The sequence below is a fragment of the Allocatelliglobosispora scoriae genome, assembly GCF_014204945.1.
Taxonomy (GTDB): domain Bacteria; phylum Actinomycetota; class Actinomycetes; order Mycobacteriales; family Micromonosporaceae; genus Allocatelliglobosispora; species Allocatelliglobosispora scoriae.
The window spans coordinates 2235873-2250000 of the sequence record NZ_JACHMN010000002.1; the positions used below are offsets into that span (position 1 = coordinate 2235873).

Annotated in this window: 9 protein-coding genes and 2 rRNA genes (1 of these 11 running past the window's edge); 2 read left to right on the top strand and 9 right to left on the bottom strand. The window is 67.9% G+C overall.

The genetic code is table 11. From position 1 onward, the window contains the following. Window positions 1-30: 30 nt before the first annotated feature. The 4 genes from F4553_RS15680 to ndk all read right to left on the bottom strand — a co-directional run bounded on the left by F4553_RS15680 (window position 31) and on the right by ndk (window position 5395). Window positions 31-714 carry a lysophospholipid acyltransferase family protein gene (locus tag F4553_RS15680; RefSeq protein WP_184836708.1) on the bottom strand — a complete coding sequence of 228 codons (684 nt, stop codon included), beginning with the start codon at window positions 712-714 and terminating at the stop codon, window positions 31-33. Window positions 715-796: 82 nt separating this feature from the next. After that, entirely contained in the window at window positions 797-1438 is a 642-nt protein-coding gene (locus tag F4553_RS15685) for a hypothetical protein (RefSeq protein WP_184836710.1), read from the bottom strand. Window positions 1439-1539: 101 nt separating this feature from the next. After that, window positions 1540-4647 (bottom strand): isoleucine--tRNA ligase, encoded by a 3108-nt coding sequence (gene ileS, locus F4553_RS15690; RefSeq protein ID WP_184836712.1) that lies wholly within the window; start codon window positions 4645-4647, stop codon window positions 1540-1542. Window positions 4648-4987: 340 nt separating this feature from the next. Continuing rightward, window positions 4988-5395, bottom strand: coding sequence for a nucleoside-diphosphate kinase (gene ndk / locus F4553_RS15695; RefSeq protein WP_184836714.1), 408 nt, complete (start codon window positions 5393-5395; stop codon window positions 4988-4990). A 124-nt stretch (window positions 5396-5519) separates the two neighbouring features. On the opposite strand from ndk, the gene F4553_RS42435 reads away from it, so the two are divergent. Then, window positions 5520-6866, top strand: a complete 1347-nt coding sequence (locus F4553_RS42435; protein WP_184836716.1) for a VOC family protein — start codon at window positions 5520-5522, stop codon at window positions 6864-6866. Here F4553_RS42435 and F4553_RS15705 read toward each other — a convergent pair. The 3 genes from F4553_RS15705 to F4553_RS15715 are packed head-to-tail and all read right to left on the bottom strand — an operon-like array spanning window position 6863 to window position 11198. Beyond that, window positions 6863-7234 (bottom strand): DUF4233 domain-containing protein, encoded by a 372-nt coding sequence (locus tag F4553_RS15705; protein WP_184836718.1) that lies wholly within the window; start codon window positions 7232-7234, stop codon window positions 6863-6865. The genes F4553_RS42435 and F4553_RS15705 overlap by 4 nt on opposite strands. Then, window positions 7231-8565: a bifunctional folylpolyglutamate synthase/dihydrofolate synthase gene (locus F4553_RS15710; protein WP_184836720.1), complete on the bottom strand. Its 1335-nt coding sequence runs from the start codon at window positions 8563-8565 to the stop codon at window positions 7231-7233. Before F4553_RS15710 ends, F4553_RS15705 begins: the two co-directional genes overlap by 4 nt. Next, window positions 8565-11198: a valine--tRNA ligase gene (locus F4553_RS15715; RefSeq protein ID WP_184836728.1), complete on the bottom strand. Its 2634-nt coding sequence runs from the start codon at window positions 11196-11198 to the stop codon at window positions 8565-8567. Before F4553_RS15715 ends, F4553_RS15710 begins: the two co-directional genes overlap by 1 nt. A gap of 111 nt (window positions 11199-11309) precedes the next feature. On the opposite strand from F4553_RS15715, the gene F4553_RS15720 reads away from it, so the two are divergent. Continuing rightward, window positions 11310-11972 (top strand): hypothetical protein, encoded by a 663-nt coding sequence (locus tag F4553_RS15720; RefSeq protein ID WP_184836730.1) that lies wholly within the window; start codon window positions 11310-11312, stop codon window positions 11970-11972. A 118-nt stretch (window positions 11973-12090) separates the two neighbouring features. Here the strand turns inward: F4553_RS15720 and rrf are convergent. Then, window positions 12091-12207, bottom strand: a 5S ribosomal RNA gene (gene rrf, locus F4553_RS15725). A gap of 165 nt (window positions 12208-12372) precedes the next feature. Further along, window positions 12373-14128 (bottom strand): 23S ribosomal RNA (locus tag F4553_RS15730) (it continues 1368 nt past the right edge of the window).

Consider the following 14128-nt stretch of genomic DNA (forward strand, 5'->3'; position numbering starts at 1 on the left):
GGTTACGCGGGCCGCCGCCACCGGTTGGCGTCAGCCTTCACGCTTGGGTGCGTAACGTCCGACATACTCCTGACCGGTGAGCTGCTGGATGGCCTGCATCACGGTGTCGGTCAGCTCACGGGCGGCGGTGCTCGCCACGGCGGCGTCCTTCCACTGGCCGATCTCGATCGGCTTGCCGAACCGGATCGTCACCTCGCCGTTGCCGGTCAGCGGCTTGGGCATGACCTGCCCGATGGGCTGGACCTTCTGCGTGCCGATGACGCCGACCGGGATGATCGGCACGTCGGCGGCGAGCGCGAGCCGGGCCACGCCGGTGCGGCCCCGGTAGAGCTTGCCGTCGGGAGAGCGGGTGCCCTCGGGGTAGAGCGCGACGAGGCCGCCGTTCTGGAGCACGGGGATCGCCGAGTCGAACGCGTGCAGCGCCTGCCTGCCCCCCTCGCGGTTGACCGGGATGGCGCCGAGGCCGTCCATCAGCGTCTTGAAGAGGAAACCGCTGACACCGGTGCCGGTGAAGTAGTCCGACTTCGCCCAGAACGAGACGTGGCGGGGAATGATCGAACCCAGGAAATACTCGTCCGCGACCGAGAGGTGATTGCCCGCGATGATCGCACCACCGGTCGTGGGGATGTGCTCGAGCCCTTCGACCTTGGGGCGCCAGGTCAATTTGATCGCGGGGGCCGCGATCCACTGACCGATCGTGTAGAGCAACGGCACTGCATGCCTCCTGATGAGGGTCGGTTCGACCGCTGAACTTACCGTAACCAGGTTGCCGCGCCCACGCCTCCCAATCGCCGTCTCAACGGGCGGTCCGCTCACCTCGGAGCTTGGCGAGGGAGGGCGACATATCCCACACTTGCGCGTCCCCGTCGCTCCACCGGGAACGCAGGAACTCGGTGGTGCTCTCCCGGAACGACAGGACGAGCACGGCGGCGGCGAGGACGAGCAGCACAACCTCGGCCGCGTAGTGCACGGCCAGGTAGCCCGGCACGGCGAGCAGGGACGCCGCCACGTCCTCGTTGGCGGCCGATCCCATCGGATCGCGGTAGGGCTTGATCCCGGTCGTCGAGTCGGGCGCCAGCAGCAGAATCACGCCGCCGAGCAGGACGAAGTGCAGCGTGAGCACCGCCCTGCGGGCCCACCGGACCGCGGAGCGCAGCAGTGCCCAGGTCACCGGCGCCAGCAACGCGGCGACCGCGCCGACGATCAGCGCACCGATCGCGGCGATCCGGAGGCCCTGGGCCGCGGCGACCACTCCGGAGAACTCCGGCCGCACGGCGAGCTTCGCCAGGGCCTCCTCATTGGCATCGAGCCGGCGCAGCTCCAGCACCGAGGCGACGACATGGATCAGCCCGGTCAGCGCGATGCCGAGCATGAACCAACAGGCCAGCCGGATCGAGCGGGGCCGCACGGTGTCGGAGCGCGGTGCAGCAGCGGTCATGGCAGGTGACTCTAACCGCCGCCGACAGCTCCCGCTGTCCCTGCCGAGCACGGATGGCCGCTCCCGATCATCGATCAGGGGCGGCCATCCGGACCGGACGATCAGACGCGGGCCACCGCGACGCGGACCTGCTCGCCCTCGCCCACCTCACCGGCGAAGCCGGACTCGGCGGAGCCGAAGGACAGGTCGTCGGCGAGCACCTCACCGGCGACGAAGTCCTGGTGCGTGGTGACCGCCTCGACCACGGCCGACCCACCGTCGAGGGTGACCCGGATCCGGTCGGAGACGTGCAGGTCGGCATCGCGGCGAGCCTGCTGCACCACCCGGATCACGTCGCGGGCCAGGCCCTCGGCGTGCAACTCCGGCGTGACCGCGGTGTCGAGGAGCACGACGCCACCGGTCACCGGGGCGGCCGACGAACCGGCGGCGGCCACGAGGCGCAGCTCGTACTCACCCTCGGCCAGGGTCACTCCGGCGGCGACGGGCGAGCCGTCGACGAGCGTCCACTCCCCCGCCTTGACGGCCTTGATGACCTGCTGCACCGCGCCGCCGACCCGGGGGCCGAGCGCCTTGGGCACCACCGTCAGCACCTGCTCGCAGTGGGCGGAGACATCCTCGGTCAGCACCACCCGCTTGACGTTCACCTCGTCGGAGATGAGGTCGGTGAAGGGCGCCAGGGCGGGCGCGCCGGTCGAGGCGACGGTGAGCTCGGCCAGCGGGAGGCGTACCCGCAGGCCCTGGGTTTTGCGCAGTGAGAGCGCGGCGGAGCAGACCTCGCGGACCGAGTCCATGGCCGCGACCAGCGCGTCGTCGGCCGGGAGGTCGTCCGCCGACGGCCAGTCGGCGAGGTGCACCGAGCGACCGCCGGTGAGGCCGCGCCAGATCTCCTCGGCCGTCAGCGGAGCCAGCGGCGCGATCACCCGGCACAGCGTCTCCAACACCTTGGCGAGGGTGTTGAAGGCGTCGGTGTCGCCCGCCCAGAACCGGTCCCGGCTGCGCCGGACATACCAGTTGGTGAGGGCGTCCAGGTAGGAGCGCACCGAGCCGGCCGCACCGGACAGGTCGTAGCCGTCCATCGCCGCCGTGACATCCACGACGAGCGCGTGCGTCTTCGCCAGCACGTAGCGGTCCAGTACGTTGGTGCTGGCGGTCGACGGCTCGGCGACGTGCCCGGCCGCGTTGGCGTAGAGCGCGTGGAAATACCACACGTTCCACAGCGGCAGCAGCACGTGCCGGACGGCCTCACGGATGCCGCTCTCGGTGACCGGCATGTCGCCGCCGCGCAGCACCGGCGAGCTCATCAGCATCCAGCGCATCGCGTCGGCGCCGTTCTGGTCGAACATCTGGTAGACATCCGGGTAGTTGCGCAGGCTCTTGGACATCTTGCGGCTGTCGTCGCCGAGCAGGATGCCGTGCACCACGCAGCTGCGGAACGCCGGCCGGTCGAACAGCGCCGTCGCGAGCACGTGCAGCGTGTAGAACCAGCCGCGGACCTGGCCGATGTATTCGACGATGAAGTCGCCCGGGTAGTGCGCCTCGAACCAGTCGCGGTTCTCGAACGGGTAGTGCACCTGGGCGAACGGCATCGACCCGGACTCGAACCAGCAGTCGAGCACCTCCGGTACGCGGCGCATCGTCGAACGGCCCGTCGGGTCGTCCGGGTTGGGCCGGGTGAGGTTGTCGATGTGCGGCCGGTGCAGGTCGGTGACCTCGACACCGAAGTCGCGCGTCAGCTCCTCGATCGAGCCGTAGACGTCGAGCCTCGGGTAGGCGGGGTCGTCGGACTTCCAGACCGGGATCGCCGAGCCCCAGAACCGGTTGCGGGAGATCGACCAGTCGCGGGCGTTCGCCAGCCACTTGCCGAACGAGCCGTCCTTGATGTGCTCCGGCGTCCACTCGATCTGCTGGTTGAGCTCGACCATCCGGTCCTTGAACTTCGTCACCGCGACGAACCACGACGAGACGGCCATGTAGACCAGCGGGGTGTCGCAGCGCCAGCAGTGCGGGTAGGAGTGGGTGTAGGTGTCCTGCCGCAGCACGACACCGCGGTCCTTCAGCTCCCTGATGATCGGCTTGTTCGTCTCGAAGACCTGCTGGCCCTCGTAGTCGGGCACGAGGCTGGTGAAGCGGGTGTGCGCATCGACCGTGACGATCGTCGGCACCCCGGCCGCGTTGCAGACGAGCTGGTCGTCCTCGCCGAAGGCGGGCGCGAGGTGGACCACGCCGGTGCCGTCGGAGTCGCTGACGAAGTCGGCCGCGAGCACCTGGAACGCGTTGGGCCCGGCCTGGTCGACGAGGTAGTCGAAGAGCGGGGTGTAGCGCCTGCCAGCCAACGAGGCGCCGGTGACGGTGTCGACCTGCTCGTAACCCTCCAGCTCCTTGGCGTAGGCGCCGATCCGGGAGGCGCCCATGATGAGGCGCTCGCCGTCCTTCTCCAGCACCGCGTAATCGAGCTTCGGACCGACCGCGACGGCGAGGTTGCTCGGCAGGGTCCACGGCGTCGTCGTCCAGACCGCGAGCTTCTCGCCGCTGTCGAGCTGGAACAGCACGTGCAGCGCCGGGTCCTGGCGGTCCTTGTAGACGTCGTCCATCCGGGTCTCGGTGTTGGACAGCGGCGTCTCGCAGCGCCAGCAGTAGGCGAGCACCCGGAAGCCCTCGTAGACGAGGCCCTTGTCATAGAGCGTCTTGAACGCCCACATGACCGACTCCATGTAGGGCGTGTCGAGGGTCTTGTAGTCGTTCTCGAAGTCCACCCAGCGGGCCTGCCGCGTGACGTAGCGCTCCCACTCGTTGGTGTAGCGCAGCACGGACTCGCGGCAGTAGTCGTTGAACTTCTCCACGCCGAGCGCGAGGATCTCGGCCTTCGTCGTGATGCCGAGCTGCTTCTCCGCCTCCACCTCGGCCGGCATGCCGTGGCAGTCCCAGCCGAAGCGGCGCTCCACCCGGCGCCCGCGCATCGTCTGGTAGCGCGGCACCACGTCCTTGGCGAAGCCGGTCAGCAGGTGGCCGTAGTGGGGCAGGCCGTTGGCGAAGGGCGGGCCGTCGTAGAAGACGAACTCGTTGTCGCCGTTGGTCCCGGCGTCACGCGCCTCGACGCTCGCCTCGAAGGTCTTGTCGGCCGCCCAGTAGTCGAGCACCTTGCGCTCGACCGCGGGCAGGTCGGGACTCGCGGGGACGGTGCCCTGCGGCTCATGCAGTGGGTACGCCATGGTGGTTGGTCCTCATCTCGCGTCACGTTTCGTCCGTGCCGCGAGGACGAGCCTCGTGGGCCCGCGGTACCACCTCGCTTGCCCGCGCTGCTTGCACAGCATGGGCCGCTCGTTATCGGCTGTGACGGGCCGTCCCGTCCGGGTCTAGTCAGCCCCTGATGGGGCCTTTCTTCCGGAGGCTCACCGGTGATGGCCGGGTCGATGCCTGTGCACCTAGCCTACCGCCCCCCGCGACTCATTTCTCCCGGGCATCCGTCACCGGCTAGCGGTCGGCCGAAGGGGCAGTCGATCCCGCCGACTGCCCCTGACCTTTGTGACGGTTATCGCGGCGTGTCCGGCATTAAAATTCAGGGAACCACAGGGCGATCTCCCGCGCCGACGACTCCGGGGAGTCCGACGCGTGCACCAGGTTCTCCCGGTTGGAGAGCGACAGGTCGCCCCGGATCGTGCCGGCGGCGGCCGCGCGGCCGTCCGTCGCACCGACCAGCGTCCGCACGACGGCGATCGCCTCGTCGCCGGAGATGATCGCGGCGATGAGTGGCCCACTCGTCATGAAATCCTTGAGCGGCGGGTAGAACGCCTTGGTCACGTGATCGGCGTAGTGCGCGTCGGCGAGCTCGCCGTCCATGCTGCGCAGCGCCAGGGCATCGATGACCAGCCCTTTACGCTCGAACCGGCCGATGATCTCCCCGACCAGACCGCGACGAACAGCATCCGGCTTGATCAATACGAGCGTCCGCTCGGACACGCGCTCCTCCAATTGTCTGTATGAACAGGCGTTACCAGCCTACCTGTGGGCTTTTGCGGGTCGCGTCGTCGGCCTATGTTGGTATCGAAGAAGTCCAACGTGCGGTGCGATAGGGGAGGAACTCGTGGCGAACGGTCTACGCAAGCCGCTGGGGACGGGACGGGTCACACTCGCGATCATCCTCGGCACCCTCGGCGCCTATACCGCAGCCGCAGGTGCCGGCATGACGAGCTGGCCGCTCGCGGCGATCGGCGTCGCCGCCCTGGTCCTCGGTGTCAGCCTCGTCGTGACCTCCACGATGCGGGGAGCCGACCGGGCCTGGGTGGACGGCACGGGATACGTGCTGGAGATCCATGAGGCACCGCAGTCGCTGACCCACGGGCGCTGCGAGATGATGCTGCAGATCGACGCTCCCGGCCACCCGGCCGCCTCGGTGAAGATCCGCGATCCGCGGGTGCCCGTCGCGAAGTGGCCCGCCGTGGGCTCGATCCTGCCGATCCAGGTCGCCACCGACGACATCCGACGCGTGCGCGTGCTCTGGGACGAGGTGCGGCTCGTCGACTCCCCCACCCAGCAACAGCCGTCGCAGCCGTCACAGCAGCGCCAGCAGCCGCCCCCACCGCAGCCGCAGCGCAGCCGCTACGTCGACGAGGCCGACATCTACGCCGGGGTCACCGGTGACGAGACCTACCGGCCGACCACCCGTCGCGAGGCGGACTACGTCTTCGACATCGACGCCGACCCGGAGACCCCGCCGCCGACCCGCCGACCGGGCCCCGGCCCGCGCCCGCGCCGCACCCCGGAGGCCGAGCCCGAGACGCCGCCGACCCCCGAGGGCTCGCTGATGACCGAGGTCGCCGACGAGGGCCCCCGGGGCTACACAGTGGACGAGAGCGGGCTCATCGAGGGTGACCTGCTCGTCGTCCCGGCCTCGATCGACGTCATCGACTTCAACGACGCGCACCCCGGTCCGGCCGCCGACAAGCCGCCGTCGGCCAGGGAAAACGTGGTGGAGCTGGTGGTCGGTGTCCCCGGCCAGCGCCAGGTCGAGGATGTCGAGCCCGGCTACATCGACGACGGTTTGATCAGCCCGCTCGGCGGCACGATCCACGGTGTGGGGATCACGATGCTCGTCGTGGACGTGTCGCGCAGCGTCGCGTTCTATCGTGACCTGCTCGGCTTCTACGAGATCGACAGCGGGCACAACAGCGCCGTCCTCGCCTCCGGCGACACCCGGATCGTGCTGCGCCGCGCCGACGAGCTGGGCACCACCAACCGCCGGCTGACCCACCTCAACCTGGAGGTCGGCGACCTCGACGCGGTCTATCGGGACCTGCGCCGCAAGGGTGTCGAGTTCACCTACGCACCGCGCGTGGTCAACCGGGGCGAGCGGTTGGAGCTGTGGGGCGCGGCCTTCAAGGACCCCGACGGCCACGCGGTCAACCTCACCCAGTGGCGGGCTCGTTCTTAACCGAGGATGCGCTTGCGCACCCGCAGGACATAGATCCAGACGAGGCCGAAGATGACGCCGACGGTGGCGATCGCCCAGTTCAGGGCGATCGCCCCGACGAGCACCACCTGCAGCGCCGAGGCGACGTGCCAGGCCCAGCGGCGGCCCATCATGCCCGAGAGCAGGAAGGCGACGACCGCGGTCACCGCGACCGTCACGACCGCGGCGGTCGACCCACCCAGCATGCGTACGGGTTGAATCGCCAGCAGCAGCGTGATGCCCTCGAGCACCAGGGTCCCCGCGGCGAGCCCGCGCACCGCCCGCTCGGGATTGCGCAGCCCGGAGATGATCTGCGGCTCGTCCGGCGTGGTCTCCGTGGAATTCGTCATCGCTTGAACAACTTCCGTGCGTCGGCCACGGTGACCACCGAGCCGGTGATGAGGACGCCGACGCTGGACAATGCCGTGTCCTGATCGGACTCGGCGCGCTCCACCGCGTACTCGATCGCGTCGGGCATCTCGTAGGCGATGTGCACCCGGTCCTCGCCGAAATACTCCGTGGCGATCGCGGCGAGCTCGGTCGGGTCCATCGAGCGCACCGCGGAGTTCCGGGTGACGACGATCTCGTCGAGGACCGGTTCGAGCAGCTCCAGCGTGCCGGCCACGTCCTTGTCGGCGAACATCGCGACCACGCCGATGAGCCGGCCGAAGGCGAACTCCTCGGTGAGCGCCCGGACCGTGGCGGCCATGCCGTGCGGGTTGTGCGCGGCGTCGACGAGCACGGTCGGCGCCGTGCGCACCCGCTCCAGGCGGCCCGGCGAGGTGGTCTGCGCGAAGCCCTCCTGGACGAGCGGCCCCTCCAGCGCCTTCTCCTTGCCCGCGCCGAGGAGCACCTCGACGGCGGCGAGCGCGATCGAGGCGTTCTGCCCCTGGTGGGCGCCGTGCAGCGGGACGAAGACATCCTTATAGACCCCGCCGAGGCCCCGCAGGGTCAGCATCTGACCGCCGAAGGCGACCGCACGCCCGGCGACCCCGAAGTCGACGCCCTCGCGCAGCAGCGTCGCGCCGACCTCGGCGCAGCGGTCCAGGATCGGCTCCATCGCCTCGGGCTCCTGGATCGCGCAGATCACCGTGGCACCGGGGTGGATGATGCCGGACTTGGCGAGCGCGATGTCGGTGAGCGTGTCGCCGAGCCACTCGGTGTGGTCGAGCCCGATCGGCAGGATCACCGCGATCCCGGCCTCGATGACGTTCGTCGAGTCCTCCGCACCGCCGAGCCCGACCTCGATGACCGCCACGTCCACGGGCGCGTCGGCGAAGGTCGCGAAGGCGAGTGCCGTGGTCATGTCGAAGTAGGTCAGCGGCTCGTCGTTGCGCGCGTCGAGCAGCTCGGCGACCGGCTCCACCTCGCGGTAGGTCGCGACGAAGCGCTCCTCCTCGACCGGCTCGCCGTCGAGGCTGATCCGCTCGCGGACCGTCTCCAGGTGCGGGCTGGTGTAGCGCCCGGTGTGCAGGCCGTGGGCGCGCAGCAGGCTGTCGATCATCCGCGCGGTCGACGTCTTGCCGTTGGTGCCGGTGAGGTGAATCGACGGGTACGCCCGCTGCGGGCTGCCGAGTACGTCGAGCAGCTCGGTGATCCGGCCCAGGTCGAAGACCATCCGGGTGAAGCCGCGCTCGCCGAGCTCGGCCTCGATCTCCTGGTACTGACGGTTGGCTGCCATCACGCTGCCGGGAGTGCGGCTAGGGCGGTGTCGATGCGGGTCAGGTCGGCCTCGGCCGTCGACAGCCGCTCGGTGATCTTGGCGACGACATCGGCCGGGGCCTTGCCCATGAAGGCCTCGTTGCCGAGCTTGGCCCGGCACTGCGCCGCTTCCTTCTCGGCGGCGGCCCGGTCCTTGGTGAGCCGGGCACGCTCGGCCGCCACGTCGATGGAGCCCCGGGTGTCGAGGGCGACCGTCACACCGCCGCTGACCGTGAGCGTGGCGGTGGCGGTGAAGTCGGTGCCGGGTTGCTCCAGGCGTACCAAGGAGCGAATCAGGGTTTCGTGGGCGCCGATCCCCGCGGAGCCGAGGCCGTCGAGCTGGGCCGCGACCCGCTGCCCCGGCTTGAGGCCCTGGTCGGAGCGGAAGCGGCGGACCTCGGTGACGACCCGCTGCAGCGCCGCGAGCTCCTCCTCGGCCCGGTCGTCGATGCGCGCCTTGTCGAGGACGGGCCACTCGCTGACCATGACCGAGTCGCCCTTCGTGAGCGAGCTCCACAGCTCGTCGGTGACGAAGGGGATCACCGGGTGCAGCAGCTTGAGGAGCTGCTCCAGCACGTGGCCCAGGACCCGGCGGGTCCGCGCGGCCGCAGCCGCGTCGGAGCCGTTGAGGACGGGCTTGGCGAGCTCGACATACCAGTCGCAGACGTCGTCCCACGCGAAGTGGTAGAGCTCGTCGCAGGCCTTGCCGAACTCGAACGCCTCGAACTGCTCGTCGACCGCGGTGATCGTGTGCTGCAGCCGGGACAGGATCCAGCGGTCCACAGCGGACAGCTCCGACTCGGGCGGCAGGTCACCGTCGACCGTGGCGCCGTTGAGCAGGGCGAAGCGGGTCGCGTTCCAGAGCTTGTTGCAGAAGTTGCGGGCTCCGGCGACCCACTCCTCGCTGACCGCGACATCGGAGCCGGGGTTGCTGCCCCGGGTCAGCGCGAACCGGGTCGCGTCGGCGCCGAAGCGGTCCATCCAGTCCAGCGGGTCCACGACGTTGCCGAAGGACTTCGACATCTTCTTGCCGAACTGGTCGCGAACCATGCCGTGCAGTGCGACCACGTCGAAGGGCTGCTTGCCCTCCATCGCGTAGAGGCCGAACATCATCATCCGGGCGACCCAGAAGAAGAGGATGTCGTAGCCCGTGACCAGCACGCTCGTGGGGTAGAACTTCGCCAGGTCGGGCGTGGCCTCGGGCCAGCCCAGCGTCGAGAAGGGCCACAGCGCGCTGGAGAACCAGGTGTCGAGGACATCCTCGTCCTGGACCCAGCCCTCGCCGGTCGGCGCGGTGTCGTCGGGGCCGACGCAGACGATCTGGCCCTCGGGGCCGTAATAGACCGGGATCCGGTGACCCCACCAGAGCTGGCGCGAGATGCACCAGTCATGCATGTTGTCGACCCAGGCGAAGTAGCGCTTCGACAGCTCCACCGGCTCGATCTTGACCCGGCCGTCGCGGACGGCGTCGCCGGCCGTCTTCGCCAGCGGGCCGGTGTTGACGAACCACTGCAGCGACAGGCGCGGCTCCACCGTGGTCTTGCAGCGGGAGCAGTGCCCCACCGCGTGCACGTAGGGACGCTTCTCGGCGACGATGCGGCCCTGCTCGCGCAGCGCGGCGACGATCGCCGGACGGGCCTCGTAGCGGTCGAGCCCCTCGAACGGGCCGTGGGCCGTGATGACGCCGCGCTCGTCCATGATGGTCATCGACGGCAGGTCGTGCCGCTGGCCGATCTCGAAGTCGTTGGGGTCGTGCGCGGGCGTCACCTTCACCGCGCCGGTGCCGAAGGCCGGGTCGACGTGCTCGTCGGCGACGATCGGGATCCGGCGCCCGGTGAAGGGCACCTCCACGTCCGTGCCGACGAGGTGCCGGTAGCGCTCGTCGTCGGGGTGCACCGCGACGGCCGTGTCGCCCAGCATCGTCTCGACCCGGGTCGTCGCGACCACGATCGCGTCGGCACCCTCGCCGTAGCGGATGGAGACGAGCTCGCCGTCGTCGTCGGAGTGCTCCACCTCGATGTCGCTCAGCGCGGTGAGGCAGCGCGGACACCAGTTGATGATGCGCTCCGCACGATAGATCAGGCCGTCGTCGTAGAGCCGCTTGAAGATCGTCTGCACGGCCCGGGACAGGCCCTCGTCCATGGTGAACCGCTCGCGGTCCCAGTCGACCGAGTTGCCCAGCCGCCGCATCTGGCCCAGGATCGTGCCGCCCGACTCCGCCTTCCACTCCCAGACCTTCTTGACGAAGGCCTCGCGGCCCAGGTCATGGCGGGAGAGGCCATCGGTGGCGAGCTTGCGCTCCACGACATTCTGCGTCGCGATGCCGGCGTGGTCCATGCCCGGCAGCCACAGCGTCTCATAGCCCTGCATCCGCTTGCGCCGGATGATCGCGTCCTGGATCGTGTGGTCCAGGGCGTGGCCGATGTGCAGCGAACCGGTCACGTTGGGCGGCGGGATGACGATGCTGAAAGGCGGCTTGTCGGAGGTCGCGTCAGCGGCGAAATGACCCGACGATACCCACTGCTCATATCGCCGGGTCTCCACCTCAGCCGGCGCGTACTGCGCGGCGAGTTCCACGTGCTGATCGGCGATTCCGGGTTCGGTCTGAGTCACCGGACAAGTCTACGCCGACCGCCGTTGCGCCCCTGCACAGCTCCCGTGAGGCCGGGACCCGCAGGTCCCGGCCTCACGGGCAAAAGGTCCGATTCTTGTTACGCTCCGCACGTGGACGAGCAGCAGCAGTGGGTACGCCCAGAGTCGGCCGCCGACGGCGATGTCCTCATCGAACTCCCCCTGGAGCCCGCACCCCCGGTGGCGAAGCCGCGACGGCGCCGGGTGACCACGATGACCGCGGTGGTCGTGGGGTCCGGTGTGCTCGCAGCCGGGGTGACGATGGGGCCGACCGCGATGCGGATGCTCGCGCAGAAGGACGCCGCTCTCACCACTCCGGCAGCCGCGGCCGGACTCGTTCGTGACGACACCGCCCAGGCGGTCTCCACGGCGGAGGACCTGCGCAGCGTGGTGGCGGCACGGTTCGCCCTCGACACCACGCTCGGTGTGATCTACAACGACCCGGGCTCGCCGACGCGTACCGTCCTGCTCGTCGGCGGCACCGCCTTCCTCGGCAGCCCGGCCGACGACCTCGACAGCCTCTTCCAGCTCCTCGACGACACGGCCGGCGGGGTAGCCGGGATCCACGAGGTCGATGCCGGCTCGCTCGGCGGAGTGGTGAAGTGTGGTTCTGCCGACAGTGCCGACGGCGCGATGTCGGTCTGCGGCTGGGCGGACCACGGCAGCCTGGCGTTGTCGCTCTTCCCCGGACGTGATGTCGACGACTCCGCCGCGGTGCTCCGCGACCTCCGGACGGCGATAGAGCACCGCTCCTAGAACGCAATGCACATAGGACCAACGCACATAGGACCAACTCTTGAAGAGTTGGTCCTATGTGTTGTGGGGGAATGCATGTAGGGCCCGACCTGGTGGTCGGGCCCTACATGTGAGTTTTGTCCGGCGGTGTCCTACTCTCCCACACCGTCCCCGGTGCAGTACCATCGGCGCTGGAGGGCTTAGCTTCCGGGTTCGGAATGTTGCCGGGCGTTTCCCCTCCGCCATGACCGCCGTAACACTATCAACCATTTCAACCCGTCCCGTTCGGCTGCTGCCGTTGCCGGCTGCTGGTCGGGGTGGTTGTTGGCTGTGATGTGGTTAGTGGACGCGTCAGAATGTGTGTTCCGCTTGCGCGGTTCTGTGATCGAGTGTGTGTTCTGTGGTCACGTTGATGACCGTGTTGGTTAAGTCCTCGGCCTATTAGTACCAGTCAACTGAACCCGTTACCGGGCTTACATTTCTGGCCTATCAACCCAGTGGTCTAGCTGGGGGCCTTACCCGGTTTCCCGGTGGGAGACCTCATCTCGAAGCGAGCTTCCCGCTTAGATGCTTTCAGCGGTTATCCCTTCCGAACGTAGCTAACCAGCCGTGCCCCTGGCGGGACAACTGGCACACCAGAGGTTCGTCCGTCCCGGTCCTCTCGTACTAGGGACAGCCCTTCTCAAGTTTCCTACGCGCACGGCGGATAGGGACCGAACTGTCTCACGACGTTCTAAACCCAGCTCGCGTACCGCTTTAATGGGCGAACAGCCCAACCCTTGGGACCTGCTACAGCCCCAGGATGCGACGAGCCGACATCGAGGTGCCAAACCATCCCGTCGATATGGACTCTTGGGGAAGATCAGCCTGTTATCCCCGGGGTACCTTTTATCCGTTGAGCGACACCGCTTCCACAAGCCAGTGCCGGATCACTAGTCCCGACTTTCGTCCCTGCTCGACCCGTCAGTCTCACAGTCAAGCTCCCTTGTGCACTTGCACTCAACACCTGATTGCCAACCAGGCTGAGGGAACCTTTGGGCGCCTCCGTTACCTTTTAGGAGGCAACCGCCCCAGTTAAACTACCCACCAGACACTGTCCCTGAACCGGATCACGGTCCGAGGTTAGATACCCAAATCAGACAGAGTGGTATTTCAAGATTGCCTCCACCATGACTGGCGTCACAGCTTCACCGGCTCCCACCTATCCTACACAATCTCATCCGAATACCAATGTCAAGCTATAGTAAAGGTCCCGGGGTCTTTCCGTCCTGCCGCGCGTAACGAGCATCTTTACTCGTACTGCAATTTCGCCGGGCCTGTGGTTGAGACAGTGGGGAAGTCGTTACGCCATTCGTGCAGGTCGGAACTTACCCGACAAGGAATTTCGCTACCTTAGGATGGTTATAGTTACCACCGCCGTTTACTGGCGCTTAAGTTCTCCGCTTCACCCTTACGGGCTGACAGGTCCCCTTAACGTTCCAGCACCGGGCAGGCGTCAGTCCATATACAGCGTCTTACGACTTCGCATGGACCTGTGTTTTTAGTAAACAGTCGCTTCCCCCTGCTCTCTGCGACCACCCCCAGCTCAGGCAGCAAGTGCCGTCACCAGAAATGGTCCCCCTTCTCCCGAAGTTACGGGGGCAATTTGCCGAGTTCCTTAACCACAGTTCGCCCGATCGCCTCGGTATTCTCTACCTGACCACCTGTGTCGGTTTGGGGTACGGGCCGCTCACAGCTCGCTAGAGGCTTTTCTCGGCAGCATAGGATCACCATCTTCACCTGATACGGCTCCGCATCACGCCTCACCCTTCATGCCCCACGGATTTGCCTATGGGACGGGCTACACGCTTGCCCCGGCACAACCACCGGCCGGGAATGGCTACCTTCCTGCGTCACCCCATCGCTCACCTACTACCCACCAAGATCCCAGCAACGCCGGCATCCACCCGAAGGCATCAACCATTGTCACAGGTTAGTACAGTGAAGTTCGGCGTGGGCGCTGCTTCGCGGGTACGGGAATATCAACCCGTTGTCCATCGACTACGCCTCTCGGCCTCGCCTTAGGTCCCGACTCACCCAGGGCGGATTAGCCTGGCCCTGGAACCCTTGGTCATCCGGCGGCAGGGTTTCTCACCCTGCTTTCGCTACTCATGCCTGCATTCTCACTCGTACGGCCT

Bases quoted from the DNA above. Each gene is read 5' to 3' on its own strand.
- ileS (WP_184836712.1), bottom strand. From the start codon at position 4,647: ATGGCGTACCCACTGCATGAGCCGCAGGGCACCGTCCCCGCGAGTCCC.
- F4553_RS15710 (WP_184836720.1), bottom strand. From the start codon at position 8,565: ATGGCAGCCAACCGTCAGTACCAGGAGATCGAGGCCGAGCTCGGCGAG.
- F4553_RS15705 (WP_184836718.1), bottom strand. From the start codon at position 7,234: ATGACGAATTCCACGGAGACCACGCCGGACGAGCCGCAGATCATCTCC.
- F4553_RS15685 (WP_184836710.1), bottom strand. From the start codon at position 1,438: ATGACCGCTGCTGCACCGCGCTCCGACACCGTGCGGCCCCGCTCGATC.